20 protein-coding genes are annotated in these 20,486 nt (G+C 64.4%); 7 read left to right on the top strand and 13 right to left on the bottom strand.

Features of this window, described 5'->3' with window-relative positions:
* Positions 1–159 precede the first annotated feature (159 nt).
* Positions 160–681 (bottom strand): hypothetical protein, encoded by a 522-nt coding sequence (locus QSV46_RS13145; protein ID WP_314951328.1) that lies wholly within the window; start codon positions 679–681, stop codon positions 160–162.
* 315 nt (positions 682–996) lie between these two features.
* Between QSV46_RS13145 and groES the strand changes: the two genes are divergently transcribed.
* The 3 genes from groES (at position 997) to QSV46_RS13130 (ending at position 4,398) form a co-directional block, all read left to right on the top strand.
* Entirely contained in the window at positions 997–1,293 is a 297-nt protein-coding gene (gene groES / locus QSV46_RS13140; RefSeq protein ID WP_314951327.1) for a co-chaperone GroES, read from the top strand.
* Between the two features lie 119 nt (positions 1,294–1,412).
* On the top strand, positions 1,413–3,044 hold the full coding sequence (groL, locus tag QSV46_RS13135; RefSeq protein ID WP_314951326.1) for a chaperonin GroEL: 1,632 nt from the start codon (positions 1,413–1,415) through the stop codon (positions 3,042–3,044).
* Between the two features lie 142 nt (positions 3,045–3,186).
* Positions 3,187–4,398: a hypothetical protein gene (locus QSV46_RS13130; RefSeq protein ID WP_314951323.1), complete on the top strand. Its 1,212-nt coding sequence runs from the start codon at positions 3,187–3,189 to the stop codon at positions 4,396–4,398.
* A gap of 166 nt (positions 4,399–4,564) precedes the next feature.
* On the opposite strand, the gene QSV46_RS13125 is transcribed toward QSV46_RS13130, so the two are convergent.
* The gene (locus tag QSV46_RS13125) at positions 4,565–4,963 is read right to left on the bottom strand and encodes an META domain-containing protein (RefSeq protein WP_314951321.1); all 399 of its coding nucleotides are present in this window, start codon (positions 4,961–4,963) and stop codon (positions 4,565–4,567) included.
* Between the two features lie 133 nt (positions 4,964–5,096).
* Positions 5,097–6,761 carry an L-lactate permease gene (locus QSV46_RS13120; protein ID WP_314951318.1) on the bottom strand — a complete coding sequence of 555 codons (1,665 nt, stop codon included), beginning with the start codon at positions 6,759–6,761 and terminating at the stop codon, positions 5,097–5,099.
* Positions 6,762–7,071: 310 nt separating this feature from the next.
* Here QSV46_RS13120 and QSV46_RS13115 point away from each other — a divergent pair, with 310 nt between their 5' ends.
* Positions 7,072–8,832 (top strand): ABC transporter ATP-binding protein/permease, encoded by a 1,761-nt coding sequence (locus tag QSV46_RS13115; protein WP_314951317.1) that lies wholly within the window; start codon positions 7,072–7,074, stop codon positions 8,830–8,832.
* Positions 8,833–9,028: 196 nt separating this feature from the next.
* Here the strand turns inward: QSV46_RS13115 and QSV46_RS13110 are convergent, their stop codons facing one another.
* The 5 genes from QSV46_RS13110 to QSV46_RS13090 all read right to left on the bottom strand — a co-directional run bounded on the left by QSV46_RS13110 (position 9,029) and on the right by QSV46_RS13090 (position 15,009).
* Positions 9,029–10,039, bottom strand: a complete 1,011-nt coding sequence (locus QSV46_RS13110) for a TorF family putative porin (protein WP_314951315.1) — start codon at positions 10,037–10,039, stop codon at positions 9,029–9,031.
* 380 nt (positions 10,040–10,419) lie between these two features.
* Positions 10,420–10,794 carry a histone gene (locus tag QSV46_RS13105; RefSeq protein WP_314951313.1) on the bottom strand — a complete coding sequence of 125 codons (375 nt, stop codon included), beginning with the start codon at positions 10,792–10,794 and terminating at the stop codon, positions 10,420–10,422.
* Positions 10,795–10,893: 99 nt separating this feature from the next.
* A complete protein-coding gene (glcF, locus tag QSV46_RS13100) occupies positions 10,894–12,216 on the bottom strand; it encodes a glycolate oxidase subunit GlcF (protein WP_314951312.1) in 1,323 nt (440 codons plus the stop codon).
* Positions 12,217–13,452: an FAD-binding protein gene (locus tag QSV46_RS13095; RefSeq protein ID WP_314951309.1), complete on the bottom strand. Its 1,236-nt coding sequence runs from the start codon at positions 13,450–13,452 to the stop codon at positions 12,217–12,219.
* A gap of 63 nt (positions 13,453–13,515) precedes the next feature.
* Positions 13,516–15,009 carry an FAD-linked oxidase C-terminal domain-containing protein gene (locus tag QSV46_RS13090; protein WP_314951306.1) on the bottom strand — a complete coding sequence of 498 codons (1,494 nt, stop codon included), beginning with the start codon at positions 15,007–15,009 and terminating at the stop codon, positions 13,516–13,518.
* 283 nt (positions 15,010–15,292) lie between these two features.
* Here QSV46_RS13090 and cycA point away from each other — a divergent pair, with 283 nt between their 5' ends.
* On the top strand, positions 15,293–15,688 hold the full coding sequence (gene cycA, locus QSV46_RS13085) for a cytochrome c-550 CycA (protein WP_314951304.1): 396 nt from the start codon (positions 15,293–15,295) through the stop codon (positions 15,686–15,688).
* Between the two features lie 17 nt (positions 15,689–15,705).
* Here cycA and QSV46_RS13080 read toward each other — a convergent pair whose 3' ends face one another.
* Positions 15,706–16,662: an alpha/beta hydrolase gene (locus QSV46_RS13080; RefSeq protein WP_314951301.1), complete on the bottom strand. Its 957-nt coding sequence runs from the start codon at positions 16,660–16,662 to the stop codon at positions 15,706–15,708.
* A 328-nt stretch (positions 16,663–16,990) separates the two neighbouring features.
* Here QSV46_RS13080 and QSV46_RS13075 point away from each other — a divergent pair, with 328 nt between their 5' ends.
* Positions 16,991–17,173, top strand: a complete 183-nt coding sequence (locus QSV46_RS13075) for a hypothetical protein (protein ID WP_314951299.1) — start codon at positions 16,991–16,993, stop codon at positions 17,171–17,173.
* Between the two features lie 7 nt (positions 17,174–17,180).
* Here the strand turns inward: QSV46_RS13075 and QSV46_RS13070 are convergent, their stop codons facing one another.
* From QSV46_RS13070 to ykgO, 3 genes are all read right to left on the bottom strand, one after another.
* Complete coding sequence (locus QSV46_RS13070) at positions 17,181–17,441, bottom strand: hypothetical protein (RefSeq protein ID WP_314951296.1); 261 nt, start codon at positions 17,439–17,441, stop codon at positions 17,181–17,183.
* Between the two features lie 124 nt (positions 17,442–17,565).
* Positions 17,566–18,207 carry a tetratricopeptide repeat protein gene (locus QSV46_RS13065; RefSeq protein WP_314951293.1) on the bottom strand — a complete coding sequence of 214 codons (642 nt, stop codon included), beginning with the start codon at positions 18,205–18,207 and terminating at the stop codon, positions 17,566–17,568.
* A gap of 102 nt (positions 18,208–18,309) precedes the next feature.
* Positions 18,310–18,435, bottom strand: coding sequence for a type B 50S ribosomal protein L36 (gene ykgO / locus QSV46_RS13060; protein ID WP_006611362.1), 126 nt, complete (start codon positions 18,433–18,435; stop codon positions 18,310–18,312).
* A 341-nt stretch (positions 18,436–18,776) separates the two neighbouring features.
* Here ykgO and QSV46_RS13055 point away from each other — a divergent pair, with 341 nt between their 5' ends.
* Complete coding sequence (locus QSV46_RS13055) at positions 18,777–19,661, top strand: amidohydrolase family protein (RefSeq protein WP_027565452.1); 885 nt, start codon at positions 18,777–18,779, stop codon at positions 19,659–19,661.
* Between the two features lie 60 nt (positions 19,662–19,721).
* Here QSV46_RS13055 and QSV46_RS13050 read toward each other — a convergent pair whose 3' ends face one another.
* Complete coding sequence (locus QSV46_RS13050; RefSeq protein ID WP_314951195.1) at positions 19,722–20,456, bottom strand: SDR family NAD(P)-dependent oxidoreductase; 735 nt, start codon at positions 20,454–20,456, stop codon at positions 19,722–19,724.
* Positions 20,457–20,486: the final 30 nt, after the last annotated feature.

Here is a 20,486-nt window from a genome sequence, read left to right as displayed (position 1 = left end):
AACAAAACGCCGGCGCGAGCCGGCGTTTTTTGTGTTGGGATTACCTCAAGCCGTCATTCCGGGCGATGCACCAGCATCGAACTATGGTGCGCAATTGGGCACCGGAGAATCTCGAGGTTCCGGGTTCACGCTTCGCGTGCCCCGGAACGACCGAGAAAATCACGCCCTTGGCGCGCAGCGGACGTAGACCATGTTGCCGTAGCGGGTGCCGGCGTCCTTGTCGATGAAGCGGGTGATCAGGACGCGGCCGTCGAAGGAGACGATCTCGCGGTCCTGCTCGCCCGGCGTCGGGCCGGCCGGTCCGATGTAGTTCTTGCCGCTCGGCGAGCCCTTCAGCCGCAACTCCTGCGGCGTCGCCTGGTCGGCGAGGTGCATGATCACGCCGCCGGAGGAACCGGCGGTGATCACGTAGGGATTCTTGCACTGGGCGCGGGCCGCGGCCTCGGTACGGGCACGGTCGGCCGGATTCTGGAACGAGGCGAGACCCCAGCGGCCGACGATCTCGTCGGCGCGGATGGTCGCCGGCATCTCCGGACCGGTGCCGGGCTCGGCCTCGGGCGGCGGCGAAGACGACGAGAAGGACGGCAGGCTCATGCCGCCGCCGCAGGCGCCCAGCAGCAGCGCCAGGCAAGAGGCGGCCGCCAGATTGGCGACCGTGCGCGCGTGAGCTGAACTGATCATGGCATTCCCCCGAACAAGACCATGGCCGCACCCCTCTCGCAGCCAAGCGCAAAACCGCCGCTGGAGCAATGACGTCCTTTGATACGCCGGCGCCCCGAACGAGTTTCCAATGCCACCATCCTATATCCGCCTCACCAATCGCTTAACCACCATTGCTTGACAGGATCGCAGCCAAGCCATATTTCCGGACGCACTATTAGCACTCGGAAAGCCCGATTGCTAAGGGCGCCGTTCGATCCTCGGAAACAGGGTTGACGGAAGCGCCGCCCCACCCACTTCCACTACTTCCGAAGCGAGCCTCCAAAGGGAAACGTCATGGCTAAATCCAAATTTCGTCCGCTGCATGACCGCGTCGTGGTCAAACGTATCGACGCCGAGGAAAAGACCAAGGGCGGCATTATCATTCCGGACACCGCCAAGGAAAAGCCGTCCCAGGGCGAGGTCGTCGCCGTCGGCCCCGGCGGCCGCGACGAAGCCGGCAAGCTGATCCCGATCGACCTCAAGGTCGGCGACCGTGTGCTGTTCGGCAAATGGTCGGGCACCGAGATCAAGATCGACAACGATGAGCTCCTGATCATGAAGGAGTCGGACATCATGGGCGTGCTGGCCTAAGGCCACCTGCCTGAACGGCCGCTGAATGTCATGCCCGGATCGCGTGATCCGGGCATCGATCATTCCGCCGGCCACATCACGAAACAAGACACATCACGAACCACGAGGGATTGCAGACCATGGCTGCCAAAGACGTCAAATTCTCCGGAGACGCGCGCGAACGCATGCTGCGCGGCGTCGATATTCTCGCCAACGCCGTCAAGGTGACGCTCGGCCCGAAGGGCCGCAACGTCCTCATCGAGAAGTCGTTCGGCGCTCCCCGCATCACCAAGGACGGCGTCACCGTCGCCAAGGAGATCGAGCTCGAGGACAAGTTCGAGAACATGGGCGCCCAGATGGTGCGTGAGGTCGCCTCCAAGACCAACGACCTCGCCGGCGACGGCACCACCACCGCGACCGTGCTGGCCCAGGCGATCGTGCGCGAAGGCGCCAAGGCGGTTGCCGCCGGCATGAACCCGATGGACCTCAAGCGCGGCATCGACTTCGCGGTTGCCGCCGTCGTCAAGGACATCGAGAAGCGCGCCAAGCCGGTCGCCGCCTCCTCCGAGGTCGCCCAGGTCGGCACCATCTCGGCCAACGGCGATGCCGCCATCGGCAAGATGATCGCACAGGCGATGCAGAAGGTCGGCAATGAGGGCGTCATCACCGTCGAGGAGAACAAGTCGCTCGACACCGAGGTCGATATCGTCGAGGGCATGAAGTTCGACCGCGGCTATCTGTCGCCGTACTTCGTCACCAATGCCGAGAAGATGACCGCCGAGCTCGAGGACGCCTACATCCTCCTGCACGAGAAGAAGCTCTCGGGCCTCCAGGCCATGCTGCCGGTGCTCGAAGCCGTGGTGCAGTCGGGCAAGCCGCTCGTCATCATCGCCGAGGACGTCGAGGGCGAGGCGCTGGCCACCCTGGTCGTCAACCGCCTCCGTGGCGGCCTCAAGGTCGCCGCCGTCAAGGCGCCGGGCTTCGGCGACCGCCGCAAGGCCATGCTGGAGGACCTCGCGATCCTCACCGGCGGCCAGCTCATCTCCGAAGAGCTCGGTATCAAGCTCGAGAACGTCACGGTGAAGATGCTGGGACGCGCGGGCAAGGTGGTGATCGACAAGGAAAACACCACGATCGTCAAGGGCGCCGGCAAGAAGCCCGAGATCGAGGCCCGCGTCGGCCAGCTCAAGGCGCAGATCGAGGAGACCACCTCGGACTACGACCGTGAGAAGCTCCAGGAGCGCCTCGCCAAGCTGGCCGGCGGCGTCGCGGTGATCCGCGTCGGCGGCGCGACCGAGATCGAGGTCAAGGAGAAGAAGGACCGCGTCGAGGACGCGCTCAACGCCACCCGCGCCGCCGTGCAGGAGGGCATCGTCCCCGGCGGCGGTGTGACGCTGCTCCGCGCCAAGAAGGCGGTGGGCCGTCTCACCAACGCCAATGCCGACGTTCAGGCCGGCATCAACATCGTGCTGAAGGCGCTGGAAGCCCCGATCCGCCAGATCTCCGAGAACGCGGGCGTCGAAGGCTCGATCGTCGTTGGCAAGATCCTGGAGAACAAGTCCGATACCTTCGGCTTCGACGCCCAGACCGAGGACTATGTCGACATGATCGAAAAGGGCATCATCGATCCCGCCAAGGTGGTCCGCGCCGCGCTCCAGGACGCCGCCTCGATCGCCGGCCTGCTGGTGACCACCGAGGCCATGGTCGCCGAGGCGCCGAAGAAGGAAGCGGCGGCGGCGATGCCCGCCGGGGGCGGCATGGGCGGCTTCTAAAGCCTCCGTTCCGTTACAGTGTTGCGAAGGCCGCCTCCGGGCGGCCTTCTTTTTGTCGACCCTGCCCCGCTGCTTTCCGATTCAACCGAGGGCCAAAACCCACTACGGTGGCGCCGATTCTAATTCCCCGAGGATTTCGTCGATGCGCGCGCTTCTGGTTTGTTCGACAGCCCTTTTGGCGGCCTTGCTCGCCGTCTCGCCCGAGGTCGCATCCGCCCAGATGAAGCTGTCGCCCAAGGCCACCGCCCCCGGCGGGCCGGAGATACGCTACTTCACCTCGATCGACGGGTTGATGGACGGCAATGCCGACGTGATCCTGAAGGAGACGCGGCAGGGCAAGACGGTGACGGCCGCCGTGCTCGACGTCTGCTATCCCGTCGCGAAGAATTCCGACCGCAAGGACCGCTTCGTCGTCAATCTCCAGGTCGCGGGCCAGAACCTGACGGGCACGACACAAAGCATCGGCGAGAAATCGCCGGTCAGCGTCAAGCTGCTGCGCAAACAGTCCGGGGACAATTTCGAATTCCGCGGCCAGATCGCGATCGGCCAGACGGTGACCGAGGTCACCTCGCCCGACAATTCCGATCTCAGCGAAAAAGAGTTTCAGGACAACCAGACCTCCGACGACGGCATCACGCCGCAGCCGAAGGATTTCACCGACGTCTCGCCGGAAGCGATCGCGGTCAAGGTCAAGCTCGATGCGGCGACCGACTTCCTGAAGAGCCTGAGGGGCCAGGAGGTCGAGGTGATGCTGGCGAGCCTCACGGCCGGCTGCGACGCGCTACGCGCGGGCGAGCAAACCATCAACATGTCGGTCGATCCGGAGCGCGCCGGCGCTCTGCTCGCCAAATTCAGGGCGATGCCCGGCGTCACCGCCGCGGGCTGGACCGCGGGCATGACCGAGATGGACCGCACCATCCGCTTTGCTGCCGCCGACTGGCGCGACGGCGACAAGCTCAACCGCGACAAGCTCGCGACCGCCGTCTCCAACGTTCTGAGCAGGACGCTGGCGGCCAAGCCGGCCTCGCACAGCTTCAACCCGGCCACCGGCAAGCTCAAGCTGGTGTTCAAACGGCCGAACCAGGATTTCCCGGCGCTCCAGCTCACCGACACGATCGAGGTCGCGGGTCTGATCTCGCCCGACAAGCCCGGCGCGACCGACAAGCTGATGCTCTGGATCGGTAGCCCGGCAACCACCACCGCCGACGAGAGCAGCGGCGCCAAGCTCAACCTGTCCGACGACGCGACCGCCGACGAGGAAGGCGACCAGCCCGACGACAACGGTTCGATCGAGGCGCTCGTCAAGGAGCTGAAGGGCCAGCGCTGGGACGCGGACAAGTCGGTGTGGAAATAGGTCGAGCATCTTGCCCCCGGACAAGGCACAGCGCGTCAGTGATGCGCTGCCGAGCCGGGGCCCAGAAGCTACAAGCTCGATTGCGGATAGAATCTGGGTCCCGGCTCCGCGTCGCAGCGCTCACGCACTGCGCCTTGTCCGGGACACGAGAGAACGTGAGCGACGGCTAATTTCCGTTGACGCGAAACCGCAGCGGCTTGGGGCCGATCAGCGTGAGCACGTCGCCCTGGCGCTTCCAGGTTTCGACGCTGCCAAGGGCTGCGACGAGTTCGTCGTCGGCCTGTGCCCTTGCCGGCGGGCAGGAACGGTCCTGGATCTGGCCGGGGACGAAGATCACGGTGTTGCCGGCCACCGAGAACTGGCCCTTGCCGCCCTTGCACCAGAGCTCCAGCACCACTTGGCCATTGTCGCCGATCTCGATGTTCGGAATCCGCTTCGAGCCCGGCTGCGGCAGCGCTTCCAGCGTCATCTCGGTGCCGAAGGGGAAACCGTCCTCGGCACGCGCGAGCGTCGACATCGCGAGGGTTGCGACCGCCGCACATACCATCTGCTTCAGCGAAACCATGAGACCTCTCGACCGACCTGATTTGCCGCACCTTCTACAAGACGGCGGCGCCATTGAGAAGATTGCCCCTTCCGGGGCGCAAAAATCCCCGCAGGGGCAAGCCCTGCGGGGATTTGCGTCGAAGCCGGGCCTGCTACTTCAGGACCATCGCCGTGAACGGCCAGACATAGGCCTGCAACGTCACGAGCACGCCGACGAGACAGGCCAGCACGATCGAGTGCCAGAACACGAAGCGCAGGATGGTGCCCTCATGGCCGTACCAGTTGGTGGCGGTGGAGGCGACCACGATCGATTGTGCGTCGATCATCTTGCCCATGACGCCGCCGGACGAGTTCGCCGCGCCCATCAGGATCGGCGACAGGCCGAGCTGCTCGGAGGTGATCTTCTGCAGATTCCCGAACAGCACGTTGGAGGCGGTGTCCGATCCCGTCAGCGCCACACCCAACCAGCCGAGCAACGTGCCGAAGAAGGGATAGAGCACGCCGGTTGCGGCGAACGCCAAACCGAGCGTCGCGTCGACGCCGGACAGCCGCGTCAGCGTGCCGATTGCGAGCATCGCCGAGATCGTGATCAGCGAGATCGCGCACAGCCGGATGGTGCGGCCGTACTGCGTCAGGAGCCTGCCGGGACCGACGCCCATCAGGAAGCCGGAGATGATCGCCGCGATCAGCATGCCCGTGCCGGTGAACGAGAGATAGGTGAAGCCGAACACCGCATTCTCCTTGGTCGGCCCTGGCGCGACCGGCGGCATCTTGTTGATCATCTGGTGCAGCTCGGGAACGGGATAGTTCCAGGTGAAGATCGAATTTGCCCAGGTCTTGAAGGCGCCGTTGCCCCAGATCAGCATCACGATGCAGACGATGATCCACGGCAGCAGCGCGCTGAACAGCTCGCTCTGCGTCAGCGGCGTCTTGTCGAGCGGCTTTGCCGCGGCCATGGTGGCGGCCGATTCATCGTTGCCGCGCAACGCCGGCGACAGCCAGAGCTGCCTGGGCTGCCAGACCTTCAGGAACAGGATCAGCGCACCCATCGAGATCAGCGAGGCCCCGATGTCGACGATCCAGGGATTGATGTAGTTCGAGATCACGAATTGCGGGACCGCGAACGAGACGCCGGTGACGAGGATCGCCGGCCAGACGTCCTTCATGCCCCTCCAGCCCGCGAATGCCCACACCACCCAGAACGGCACGATCAGCGAGAATACCGGCAACTGCCGGCCGACCATCGCGCCGAGAATGTAGGGATCGAGCCCGGTGACCGAGGCAAGGCCCTGGATCGGCGTGCCCAGCGCGCCATAGGCGACCGGTGCGGTGTTGGCGATCAGCGACAGGCCCGAGGCTGCGAGCGGCGAGAAGCCGAGCCCGATCAGCACCGCGCCGGTGATGGCCACCGGGGTGCCGAAGCCCGAAGCGCCCTCGAAGAACGCGCCGAACGAGAATGCGATCAGCAGCAATTGCAGCCGCCGGTCCTCGGTGACGCCGCCGACCGCGCGCTTGAGCAATTCGAAACGCCCGGTGGTCACCGTCACCTGGTAGAGGAAGATGACGTTGAGAACGATCCAGCCGATCGGGAAGAAGCCGGTGACGATGCCGAGCACCGAGGCGCGGATCGACATGTTGGCCGGCATGGTGAAGACGAAGATCGTGATCAGGTTCGCGACGATCACGGCGATGATGGCTGCGATATGAGCCTGGACGCGCCCGCTCGCGATCAGGACCAGCAGCGTGACGACCGGCACCGCCGCTGCAATGGTCGACAGCACGGGACTGTGCAGCGGGTCGTAGACTTGATTCCACATGGTCTTCCTCCCCACGCATGTTGCGGCAGGCGGCCCGCGTGGAAAGCCGTGCCTGCTTGACGCTGGAACGATAACCCCCGAGCTGGAGCCGAATTCCTCGCGAATCCGGCGGTTCCCGCCCGCTCACAAGCTCGCGAAGTCCCGGAGGCCCCCACCCCGCGCCGTTGAAGCCCATGCTAGGGTTGCAAGCCGCGACAAGCCAACGCAAATTGCTGCACTTGCGACTTTAGTATAAGCGCGCCCATTTCCGCCATTGCCCGAGCCATTCGGCTCCGGGCATTTGTGCATATCCCCCTGGAGACAGAGCTCTGTGAAGAACATCAGCGCCACGCTCGCGATCGTCTGGCGAATCGCCGCCCCCTATTTCCGGTCGGAGGATAAATGGGCCGGCCGCGGCCTGCTCGCCGCCGTCATCGCGATGGAGCTGGCGCTGGTCGCGATCGATGTCCTGGTAAATCAATGGCAGAACCGGTTCTACAGCTCGCTGCAGGCGAGCGACTGGGATAGTTTCGTCAGGGAGATCTGGATTTTCATCGGCCTCGCCTCCGCCTTCATCGCGCTCGCGGTCTACAAGCTGTACCTGAACCAGTGGCTCCAGATCCGCTGGCGGCAATGGCTGACCCGGCACTATCTCGGCGAATGGCTGCAAGGCGCCACCCATTACCGCATGCAGCTCAAGGGCGATGCAGCCGACAACCCGGACCAGCGCATCACCGAGGACGTCAAGAACTTCGTCGAGCAGACCCTGACCATCGGGCTCGGCCTGCTCTCGTCGATCGTGACGCTGTTCTCCTTCGTGATCATCCTCTGGGGACTTTCGAACGCCGCGCCGCTTCACCTGTTCGGCAGCGATCTCATGATCCCCGGCTATCTGTGTTGGGGCGCGCTGGTTTACGCGATCTTCGGCACCGCCTTGACGCACTGGATCGGCGCCCCGCTGGTCAATCTCAATTTCGAGCAGCAGCGCTACGAGGCCGACTTCCGCTTCAACCTCGTCCGCGTCCGCGAGAATTCCGAGCAGATCGCGCTGCTCAAGGGCGAAGGTGCCGAGCGCAGCCGCCTGCTGGATCGCTTCGGCTTCGTGATCGGCAACTGGTACGCCATCATGAGCCGGACCAAGCGTCTTACCGCGTTCACCGCGAGCTATCAGCAGGCCGCCGTGATCTTTCCCTACGTGCTGGTGGCGCCTGCTTTCTTCGCCAAGAAGATCCAGCTCGGCGACATGATGCAGACCGCCTCCGCCTTCTCCAGCGTGCAGGGCGCGCTCTCGTTTTTCGTCACGGCGTACCGGTCGCTCGCGGAATGGCGCTCGATCGTCGCCCGTCTCGACGGCTTCGAGATGTCGGTCGATTCCGCCGCGCACCTGCCGGCGCATGAACCGGCCATCGCCCTCGAGGCTGGCGGCAGCCGGAATATCGGCCTCGAGGAGCTCTGCGTGAACCTGCCGAACGGCACACCGCTGGTCGCTGCCGACGCGTTTTCGATCCAGGCGCCGGAACGGGTGCTGGTGACCGGCCCTTCGGGCTCGGGCAAGTCGACGCTGTTCCGCGCCATCGCCGGCATCTGGCCGTTCGGCACCGGCACGATCGTCATTCCCGAGAGAGCCAAGCTGATGATGCTGCCGCAGCGTCCCTACTTCCCGGTCGGTATGTTGCGCGATGCCGTGGTTTATCCTGCCGCCCCGGGCGCATTCGAGGCTGCCGATATCCGGGATGCGCTGCTTGCGGTCGAGCTGCCCGGGCTCGCCAAGCGGCTGGACGAGGACGGTCACTGGAATCGGATGCTGTCGCTCGGCGAGCAGCAGCGCCTCGGACTTGCGCGCGCGCTGCTGCATGTGCCGGACTATCTGTTCCTCGACGAAGCCACGGCGTCGCTGGACGAGCCGTCCGAGGCCCGGCTGTACCGATTGCTGGCGGAGAGGCTGCCACAGGCCACCCTCGTCTCGATCGGGCACCGCTCGACCCTCGACGCCTTCCACACCCGCAAGGTGACGATGGCGAAGCGCGGCGATATCCACGTTCTCGGTGACGGCGGCGCGCCGGCCGAGAAGGAGCCGAGCGCGGCGCGCTGAGTGAAGCGGGGGATCAGTGGCTTGAACGGCTGCTCCGCAAACTCGTCATGCCCGGGCTTGTCCCGGGCATCCACGTACTTGTGAACCTCGGGATACGCGTGGATGGCCGGGTCAAGCCCGGCCATGACGGATGCGCCCAAAGCAAAAGGGCGGCAGGTTGCCCTGCCGCCCTCGTCAAGTCTCTTCGGGAAGAAACTTACTTCAGGTTGCTCATCGCCGTCAGGTCGAACGACAGCTTGGCAATGCCGGTCGCACCGCACCAGTTGGAGCCGACGCCCGACGGATTGATCGGGGTCAGATAGGTGCCGCTCGAAGCGCTGATGTTGCCGCGAGCCGCGAAGTCGCTGGTGAAGGCGTTGCAATCCCCCTTGGAAAGGTTGGTGTCGGAGTAGCGCAGGTCCAGCGTGGCGACCTTGTAGGTGAAGCCGATGCCGACGTTCCAGGTGTTGTAGTCGGCATATTTGATGCCGTTCGGGAAGGCCAGAACGCCATAGAAGCTGTCCGAGGTGCCGAGCCACTGACGACCGAACTCACCCGACACATACATGCCGACGCCGCTGGCGCCGAAGATCGTGGGGGGCGCGATGTACTTGCCGACGACCGAAGCGTAGTTGCCCCAGGCACCCGAATTCAGATAGCTCGGCGTGTAGTATTCGGTGAAGCCGAACGACCAGTTGTCGTTCACCGTGTAGGTGCCCTTGGCGTAAACTTCGAAGAAGCTCAGGTCCTTCTTGATCACGTTGGTGTTCAGGAGAGCCTTCTCGGCGCAGCCAGCGCCATGGTCCACGCCAGCGAAGTCGATGCCGGTGCCGCCGAAATAGCAGGTGCCGCCCGGATACAGGTAACCCCACACGCCGATGTCGAAGGCGAACGCACCGAAGGTCGGGCGGATACCGCCGTAGATGTCGATTTCGGCCGCGGCGCGGTTGGGGAAGGAGATGCTCTCACCGGCCACGCCGACATAGAGCTGGAGGTCCTTGGTGACATTGTAGCGCGGCTCGAAATAAGCCGCGACCGACGGCTTGTGGTTCGACTGGGTGATACCGCGGAAGACGTAGTCGCTCATGATCGCGCCGCCGAAGGCGACGTCCCAGGGGTCGAAGGCGGGCGGCGGCGGAGCCTTCAATGCCTTCACACGCATGTCTGCCGCGAAAGCCGAACCCGTCACCATTGCCAGCGCCGTTGCCAACAAAGCCACTTTTTTCATTTCGATCCCCATCACCAGTTCTTACCCAGTCGGTTTCCCGGAAGCCCCCCGGGGGAGTACGACCTATCTGCAAAATTGCGTTACTGCGACAATCTGTATGGAGGGGTGCAAACCGTGAAGCAAAAAACGCGGGCATCTGCCGACTTTTTAGGCGTTCTGGCGATTCCACGAAAGTCTGTCAGCCTGTGTTGCTTCTGGATCACATTTTTTTGCACTCCAAAGTGCACAGAGCCACCCGCACAAATACGGGACCCCACACTGCGCTACGAATCATACCAGCGTAAAAGGTGCGATTCCCTCGGCCGCCTGCACTGATGCAAAAAGGCCGCAGCGTCACCGCCGCGGCCTTCCTTGCTGTCGCTCGTGTCGTTGGGGCGGTCCTAACCCTGCCCCTCGGCCGATGTCGATTCCGCAGAAGACGAAGGCATCGCCCAGCTCGTCTCGGCGGCAGGCTCGGGAGCCGGAGCGGCCGCCGGCGCTGACGGCTTCGGCGCGGGAGCTGCCTTCGCCTTCTTCGGTGCCGCTTTCTTCGCGGCCTTCTTCGGTGCAGCCGGCTTGGCAGCCTTTTTGGCCGACTTTTTAGCGGTCTTCTTCGCAGTCTTTTTGGCAGCCTTCTTCGAGGCGGCCTTCTTCGCCGACTTCTTCGCGGATTTCTTCGCGGACTTCTTGGCTGCCTTCTTCGCGGTCTTCTTCGCCGCTACAACCTTCTTGGCCTTTTTGGCCTTCTTGCTTTTTTTCTTCTTCGCTTTCGCCATCGTGGTCCTCCTGTTGCCGCCGAACAATGGTCGATCGGGCGTCTTCAGCCGTCACCTCCGGATGAAAGCTCGGCCTTCGAAAGCTCAATCTTCGAAAGCTCAGCCTTGCGTGTTCAATGCCGGCCGCGACCCGCCCGTAGCCCAATCGAGAAGCTCAATCGTGTGTACGACCGGAACTGACGTGCCACTGGCAATCTGCACCATGCAGCCGATATTGCCCGCGGCAATCATGTCCGGCTTGACGCTTGCGATGTTGGCGACCTTGCGATCGCGCAACCTGCCCGCAAGCTCGGGCTGGAGAATGTTGTAGGTCCCCGCCGAACCGCAACACAAATGGCTCTCCGGCACATCTTTCACCACGAATCCATTCTTGGAAAGCAATTCTTTCGGAAGGCTCGTGATTTTCTGCCCGTGCTGCAACGAACACGCGGAGTGATAGGCAACGACGACATTGTCTTGCCGTGCGACCTGCTCCAATCCGAGACCGGCGACGTATTCGGTGATGTCCTTGGTGAGCGCGGAGACCTTCGCGGCATCGGCCGCGAAGGCTTGATCCTCGCGCAGCAGATAGCCGTAGTCCTTGATCACCGTGCCGCAGCCGGACGCGGTCACCAGGATAGCGTCGAGCCCCTCGCCGGCCGCCTCCGCACGCCACGCCGTGACATTGGCGCGGGCCCGCGCCAGCGCATCTTGGTCGTTGCCGAGATGATGGGTCAGGGCACCGCAGCATTGCTCGTCCCTGACCAGGACAACCTCGATGCCATGGCGGGTGAGCAGACTGATGGCGGCCTGGTTGATGCGCGGCGCCAGCACCTGCTGGGCGCAGCCTTGCAACAGCGCGACCCGGCCGCGCTTCTTGCCGAGCGCTGCGAACACAATGCCGGCGGCGGGCCCCGGCGACGGCAGCCGGTCCGGCGCCAGCGCCAGCATCGCCTTGAGGCGCGAAATCAGGCCGGGCGTGGCTGAGGGCCGCGGCGTCGGCAGCAACACCGCCAGGGGACGGGCGAGCCGCGCCAGCCACATGCTGAAGCGGAAGCGCTGCGGGTCCGGCAGGACGAAGGCGAGCACCCGGCGCAGCAGCCGCTCGGTCAGCGGCCGCCGATAGCGCTGCTCGATCCTGACCCGGGCCTGATCGACGAGATGCATGTAGTTCACCCCGGAGGGGCAGGTCGTCATGCAGGCCAGGCACGACAGGCAGCGGTCGATATGCTTGACCACCTCGGCCGTCGGGGTCTGGTCCTTCTCCAGCATCTCCTTGATCAGATAGATGCGGCCGCGCGGGCTATCGAGCTCGTCGCCGAGCAGCACATAGGTCGGACAGGTTGCAGTGCAGAAGCCGCAATGGACACAGGCGCGCAGGATCTTGTCGGCTTCCGCGATATCCGGGTCGGCGAGCTGCGCGAGAGAGAATTCGGTCTTCATTCAGCGAGCGCCCCGCGTCAGCCGTCCCCGGTTGAGAATGGTCTTTGGATCGAAGCTGGCGCGGACCCGCTCGCTCAACCCGGCAATCCCGGGCGACTGCGGATGAAACACGTCCACTATGCGCCTGACGTCCTCGGCCGCGCGGATCAGCGTGGCGTGCCCACCGACGGCATCGGCACGCTGGCGCACGGCGGGCGCATGCGCGTCCGGCTTCGGTGGCAGCGCCGCCCAGATCAGCCCGCCGCCCCAATCGTAGATCACGTCGCCGCCGGTCTCACGCGCCAATTGCGTGCCGAGCGCCGCGCCTGATGCCGGCGGACAGACGATCCGCCACACCGGCCATGCACCAAGCGCGCCGCCGGCCGCGAACGGCAGCACGTCGCGGATCGTGGCCCACAGCGCCGCAGACGCCACGTCCTCGACGAGCGTCGCGGTTCCGAACGGCGCCAGCAATTCGCGCAGCGAGCCGGCACGATGCGCGGCGGACGCCGCGATGCCCTCGAGCCGCAGCACGGTCAGCGCCTCGCCCTGACCCGCGATATCGCCAAGCCCGTCCGTCCTGGCCCGGAACGCCGATTTCGGCAGATGCGCGGCGGCTGAAACGTCGAAGGGCGAGCCCAGCGCGGCGGTCATCGCCTTGTTGGCGACGGCGTCGTCGAGCCCGCGCAGCAGCAGGGTTCGTTCGGCCTCCGGCTTCGGCATCACCTTCAGCGTGACCTCGGTCATGACAGACAGCGTGCCCCAGGAGCCCGCCAGCAGCTTGCAGAGATCGTAGCCGGTGACGTTCTTCACCACCTTGCCGCCGGTTTTGAAGCTGTCGCCGAAACCGGAGACGGCGTGCGCCCCCAGGAGATGATCGCGCGCCCCGCCCGCCCTGATCCGCCGCGGACCGGCGAGCCCGGCGGCGATCATGCCGCCAATCGTGCCTGCCGCGGGCATGCCAAGCAGCGGCGCCGTGTTCATTGGCTCGAAGGCGAATTGCTGGTTCTTGGCATCGATCAGCGACAGCACGTCGGCCAGCGGCGCGCCGGCCTGGACCGTCACGATGAGTTCATTCGGCTCATACGAGGTGACGGCATTCAGTGCGGAGACGTCGAGCACGGCGTTGGTCGCCATAACGTGGCCAATGCTGCGCTTGCTGCCATGACCGATGATCTCGAGCGGCTGCTCATTCGCAATCGCCGCGCGCACCACCTCTTCGACGTCTTTGGCGTCTCTGACCTTGAGCGTATCCACGCCTGTAGCGGGTAACGAAGTTTGCAGCGAAAATCAAATTTGGCGCGTTGCAGCGAGGCGACGCTAGAACCGCGGAATATCCGGAAACGCCAGCTTGCCGGCATGGACATGCATGCGGCCGAGCTCGGCGCAGCGGTGCAGCGTCGGAAACACCTTGCCGGGATTGAGCAGGCCCTGCGCGTCGAAGGCGCATTTCAGCCGCTGCTGCTGGTTGAGGTCGACCTCGGAAAACATCTCCGGCATGAGGTCGCGCTTCTCGATGCCGACGCCGTGCTCGCCGGTGAGGACGCCTCCGAACTCGACGCAGGCACGCAGGATGTCGGCGCCGAAGGCCTCGGCGCGCTCGATCTCGCCGGGCTTGTTGGCATCGTAGAGGATCAGGGGATGCAGGTTGCCGTCGCCGGCGTGGAACACGTTGGCGCAGCCGAGCTGGTATTTCTCCGAGAGATCGCGGATACGGGCGAGTGCCTTCGGCAGGGCGCCGCGCGGAATGGTGCCGTCCATGCAGAGATAGTCGGGCGAGATGCGGCCCACCGCCGGGAATGCAGCTTTCCGGCCCGCCCAGAACAGATTGCGCTCGGCTTCCGAGGTCGAGATCTGGCAGGTGGTGGAGCCGCAGGCATTCGCAATGGTCTCGACGCGCGTGATCAACTCGTCGACCTCGATCTTGGGACCGTCGAGCTCGATGATGAGGAGCGCCTCGACGTCGAGCGGATAGCCGGCATGGACGAAGGCCTCCGCGGCGTGGATCGCCGGCTTGTCCATCATCTCCATGCCGCCGGGAATGATACCGGCGCCGATGATGCGCGCCACGCATTCGCCGGCCGCCTCGACCTGCGCAAAGCCGACCATCAGCGCGCGCGCCGTTTCCGGCTTCTGCAGGATGCGCACCGTGATCTCGGTGATGACGCCGAGCAGGCCTTCAGAACCGGTGATGACGCCCATCAAATCGTAGCCGGCATTTTCCGGCGACTTGCCGCCGATGCGCAAGATCTCGCCGCTCATCAGGACAATCTCGCAACCGAGCACGTTGTTGGTGGTCATGCCGTATTTGAGACAGTGCACGCCGCCGGAATTCTCCGCGACATTGCCACCGATCGAGCAGGCGATCTGCGAGGACGGATCGGGCGCGTAGTAGAAGCCTGCATGCGCGACCGCCTGGCTGATGGCAAGATTGGTGACGCCGGGCTCGGTGACGACGACGCGGTTGTCGAAATCGATCTCGCGGATGCGCTTGAACTTGCCGAGGCCGAGCAGCACGCCGTCCTCCAGCGGCAATGCGCCGCCGGATAGCGACGTGCCGGAGCCGCGCGGCACCACCTTGATTCCCTGGGCGGCACAATATTTCAGGACGAGCGCGACCTGCTCGGTCGTATCGGGCAGCACCACGACCATCGGCGGCTGCCGATAGGCCGTCAGCCCGTCGGATTCGTAAGCCCGCATCTCGGCAGGCGTATCGATCACTCCCTCGCCGGGCACGATTGCGCGCAATGCTGCCACGATCTCGGCGCGGCGCGCGAGGACGGCCTGGTCGCTCGCAGGCATCATGATGGCCAATACATTATCCTTCCGGCTCGATCCTTCCGGCTCACGCCGCACGATCAATTTATCGCGGCAAATCAACCACGTCCGCGGTGGTTTGGGTAGGCCATTCGAAAGTCGGATCGACGATCTTCGGCGAGTTCGCTCTGAGACAAGTAGGACATCACGAAACCTGTCATGCTTTCGTGGCTTGTCCAAGCCGAGCGGGCCTGCCAAAACCGGCAGGCCCGGCGTTTGCCGACCCGGCAAGAGACGGGCCAGGCCTAGACCCACAGGGAAGAGAGACGAAGAGCACCCGATGACAAAACTGACTTTTGGCGCATTGATGATCCTCACCATAACCGCCACCGGATCCGCCGCGATGGCGCAGGACGTTGCGGCCGGCAAATCGTCATTCAACAAATGCCTGGCCTGCCACGCGATCGGCGAAGGCGCCAAGAACAAGGTCGGCCCCGAGCTCAACGGCCTCAACGGCCGCAAATCCGGTAGCGCGCCGGACTACAATTACACGGACGCGAACAAGAATTCCGGCATCACCTGGGACGAAGCCACGTTCAAGGAATACATCAAGGACCCCAAGGCCAAGATCCCCGGCACCAAGATGGCGTTCGCCGGCATCAAGAACGAGAACGAGATCAACAATCTGTGGGCCTTCATCGCGCAGTTCGACAAGGACGGGAAGATCAAGCAGTAGGCGCGTGAGGGCGGCCGCTAGTCGGCGGCCGCCTGCGCCAGGACGATTTTATCGATCATCGCCTCGATCTCCGTCTTTACCAGATCCGGCACCGCGTTCTGCACCATGTGGCCGAGATCGGGCAGCACGATGAGCTTTGCATTCGGCACGGTCGCGGCGAAGGGACGTGCGTGGATGTCGGTCCTCACGGTCTTGTCGGGCTCGCCGGCGATGATCGTGACCGGCGTCCTGATCTCGCCGTATCGCGGGGCTTGCGCGGTCACCGCTTCCTTCAGCGTCACCAGATCACAGGCATTGGCGATGAACTCACGCGGACGCAGCAGCAGCGGCGTCGCGGAGTCCTGCACGAAGCCGTCCGGCATGATTTGCGGCAGGAAGACGCTGCGCGCGCCGGCCTCGGCGACGGCATATCCGAGCGGCAGCGTGATGGTGTAGGCGAGCAACGGCCCGATCACGGGCATTGCGATGATCTCGTTGTATCGGCCGACGCCGCCGCGCCAGGGATGGGTGACGGGCGCGAGCATCACGAGGCCGGCGACGCGCGACGGATGATCGAGCGCAATCCGCGCGCCGAGCGCGCCGCTCCAGGAATGCACGACAAAGACCGCGCGATCGATCCCGAGCTTATGAATCGCCTCGTCGATCATTCGCGCCTGGATCTGCGGCGTCGAATCCTGCCGCCGCGCGCGCGTGCTCCAGCCGTGGCCCGGACGATCGATTAGGATGACGCGATGATCTCTGGCGAGGAGATCACCGAGCGGGCGTCGCATCGCTTCGAGATTGGAGCTCGCGCCATGCAGCATCACGATCGGCACGCCCGCATCGCGCGGGCCGAGGTCGACGACGTGGAGCGTTGCACCCTCGACCTCGATCATCCGGCCCTGAGGTGGAAAGGCACGTTGCACGGCCACGACGCCGGCCTGCGTGACCAGCGCCAGCAGCACCAGCGCCGTCACGACTGACATCACGATCATGGAGAGAGTCCGGGGAATCCAGGGCACATCGCAGCTACGGTTCTTGCAGCCGGCAGTTTCGCTCCGCCGGCTCCGGTATTTCCACCGCAAATGCCGGGGCTGTGGATATGTGCATAATTGCCAAACTGAAAACCTCAATGAAATCAATATTGTTATCCGATCAGCGCAAGCCCCGGACCAGCTTCATGCAGACGTCATCGCGGCTTCCTTATAATCGCCACGGTCGGTTCCGCCATTTAGTCGCGGGTGGGCGCCGATCCTGCTCGCGACCTCAGGGGATGCGGGAAAGGCCGGCAGGATTTGTCCTGGTTTGAACCGGAGAAACTCGATGAGCTTCAGATCCAACGACACTGCGATCGACGAGATCGTGGCGCGCTGCAATGGCGACTTGCGCGGCGCCGTGCGCGCGCTGCTCCTGATCAACGAGCACCTCGAGACGGAGCTTGCAAAGGCTTACGCCGCAGCCGCCGATCGCGGCCTCGCTGAGCGCGGCGGCAGCGCCCTGCACTAAGTCCAGGCTAGTTCGTTCCGTCCTCGTCCTTTTCGTCGTCGGGTGTGACGGCGGGGCAGGCGCGGATCGTCGAGCGGGCGAGCTTGGCATCGGCCCTGGACTTGTAGGGACCGTCGCCGAACCAGATGTCGCCGATGATCACGGGATTGCTGGTCACGATGCTGCATTTGCCGGTGGCGCGGTTGCCGACCACCCAGAACAATCCGTCGGCGAGACTGGCCGTTCCCGACGCCAACAGCAGTACACCTGCAAAGATCAAGCGCTTCATGGCTATGCTCCTGCCATGCAGGTAGGCTTGTCGCGGCGCCGACAATAGTCCTCAAGATGCCGCGCTTCCGATCGTGGTTAATCCGGAGGCGCCGCGTTCGCTCAAGATAGGATCGAGTTCTAGGCTAAATATCGCGGCCCTCGACCTTCTCCGTCAGCGCCTTGACCTGGTCGGGGATCTTCTCGAGGTGCGGATTGACGGCGAGCGCCTTGCGATAGGCATCGAGCGCGCGCTTCTCGTCGCCGACCTCCTGCATGATCATGCCGAGACCTGCGAGCGCGCCGAAATGGCGGGGCTCCCGGATCAGCACCTCGCGGATGTCGGCAAGCGAGCGGCCGTAGTCGTTCTGCATGTAGTAGAGCGTGGCGCGCCGGTTCCAGGCCTCGATGTAGTCGGGCCTGAGCTTGATGACCGAATCGAGCAGCTTGATCGCGATGTTGATCTTCTGCGCGTCGACCGCGGTCTTGGCCCGCGACATCAACAGCGACGCGGTATCACTCGGGGTCTGGATCCAGATCGCCCAGATCCGCGCCTCGACATGCTTGGCGCTGGCCTCGTCGGGCGCCGCCTTCAGCGCGCCGAACAGGAAATCGAGATTCTTGCCGCGATCGACCTTGGGCAGCTTGGCCGGCGCTTCCGGAAGCTTCTTCTGCTTGCCGGGCGGCGGCGGGGGCTCAATCTGCTGCGCCAGTGCCGGCGCAAGGCCGGTGGCTCCCAGAACAAAGGCCAGGCACAGGGTGCGCGCGAAAGGGAATCTCACTGCCATCGGCAAAGTCTAAACGCGCGAAGCCGCCCTTGCCAAGCAAAGGCGGCGTCAAACTCGTGTGAACCGTGGTCTTGCGGGGCGCGCGAAAGCCCTCGGCAGGGATCAGCCCTGGCGAGCCTTGAAGCGGCGCTGCACCTTGTTGATCACATAGACCCGGCCCTTGCGGCGGACCAGGCGGTTGGCGCGATGGCGACCGCGCAGCGACTTCAACGAGTTACGGACCTTCATGGCGGAATCCTGAACGTTCGAAAGGCCGTGTTCGGCACTACCGTTTCGGCACGCGCGAATGTGGCAAAATGAGATTTTCCCCGCTGGCGGACCGACCGCCCGGGACGGGGCGGTTCTTAAGGCATGGCGGGAGGTCATGTCAATGTTAACTGGCCCGCTCCCACCCGGCAAATTCTTGAAAACAACCCCATGCACAGTAGAAGCGGCCGGATCGGCCCAATCTGTCCATTCGCGGCCAGGCCCGGCAACGACTTTTGCGGACGGCGGTTTTGCCTCCAGCAATGCCTTGCCTAATTCGTTATATCATATAATCAATTTGGCAACCGCTCGGGAGGAAACCAATGCCGAAGCTGAAGCTGCCCAATATCGACGACGTCGTCGCGATCGACATCCATACTCACGCCGAAGAGCCCTGCGGCACCCATCCCGACGACGGCTATGACGATTTCCAGGCGCAGATGGCGGACTATTTCAAGTCGCCGCACAAGCATCCGCCGACCGTGCCGGAGACCGCGGCCTATTACCGCTCCAAGAACATCGCCGCGGTGATCTTCCCGGTCGATGCCGAACGCGAGACCGGCTTCCGCCGCTACAAGAACGAGGAGATGCTGGAGATCGCCTCCGACCACCTCGACGTCCTCATCCCCTTCGTCTCGATCGACCCGCACAAGGGCAAGCTCGGCGTACGCGAGGCGCGCAAGCTGATCGAGGAATACGGCGTGCGCGGCTTCAAATTCCACCCGACCATGCAGGGCTTCTACGCCAACGACCGCATGGCCTATCCGCTCTACGAAGAGATCAACAATGGCGGCGCGATCGCGCTGTTCCACACCGGCCAGACCGGCGTCGGCTCCGGCATGCCCGGCGGCATGGGCATGCGGCTGAAATATTCGAACCCGATGTACATGGATGACGTGGCGGCCGATTTTCCCGACCTCAAGATCATCCTCGCCCACCCCTCCTTCCCCTGGCAGGAAGAGGCGCTGTCGGTCGCGACCCACAAGCCGAACGTCTACATCGATCTGTCGGGCTGGTCGCCGAAGTACTTCCCGCCGATCCTGGTGCGCTACATCAACTCGATCCTGCAGGACAAGATGCTGTTCGGCTCGGACTGGCCGGTGATCACGCCGGACCGCTGGCTTTCGGACTTCGCCAAGATCGAGATCCGCGACGAGATCCGGCCGAAGGTGTTGAAGGCCAACGCAAGGAAGCTGTTGGGGATCTAGGCCACGCATGAAGGGCTTCGATCGAATGACCGAAGCCCTCACGCCTAGACGCCTAAAACCTCAGACCTGCGCCAGGCCGCCGTCGACGAAGACCTCGCCGCCGGTCATGAAGCTGCTGTCTGACGACGCCAGGAACGCGGCCACCGCGCCCGTCTCGCTCGGGTCGCCCACGCGCCCGATCGGCGTCATGCTTCCGAGCGCATCGAACGCTTCCTCGCCGACGATCTCCAGCGCCAGCTCGGTCTTGGTCGGCCCCGGGGACAGCACGTTGACGCGGATGCCGGTGCCGCGCAGGTCCTGCGCCCAGCTGCGCGCCAGATTGCGGATCGCAGCCTTGGTCGCGCTGTAGATGCTGAACTGCGGCGTCCCCATCACGCCCGTGCTCGAACCGGTCAGGATGATCGACGACCCCTGCTTCATCAGCGGCAGCGCCTTCTGCACGGTGAACACCAGCCCCTTCACGTTGACGTCGAAGATCTGATCGTAATGCTCGACCGTGATCTCGCCGAGCGGTGCGAACAATCCGGTGCCGGCGTTGGCGAACAGAATATCGAGCCCGCCGCGTTCGGCCTTCACCGCTGCGTACAGCCTGTCGAGGTCGGACATGTCAGTCACCGAGCCCCTGACGGCACGCGCCGAGGACCCCAGCTGCGCAACGGCCGCGTCGAGCGGCTCCTGCCGCCGTCCGAAGAGGTAGACGAACGCGCCTTCGTCGATGAACCGTTTGGCGGCGCCAAGTCCGATGCCGGTTCCACCGCCCGTCACCACCGCCGTCTTGCCTTGTAGTCTGCTCATGATGTGCTCTCCTTCATTGAGGTTGCACTG

Origin of the sequence: Bradyrhizobium cosmicum, from assembly GCF_032290525.1 — a bacterium.
Lineage (GTDB): Bacteria > Pseudomonadota > Alphaproteobacteria > Rhizobiales > Xanthobacteraceae > Bradyrhizobium > Bradyrhizobium cosmicum_A.
This window is presented reverse-complemented; position numbering and strand designations above follow the sequence as displayed.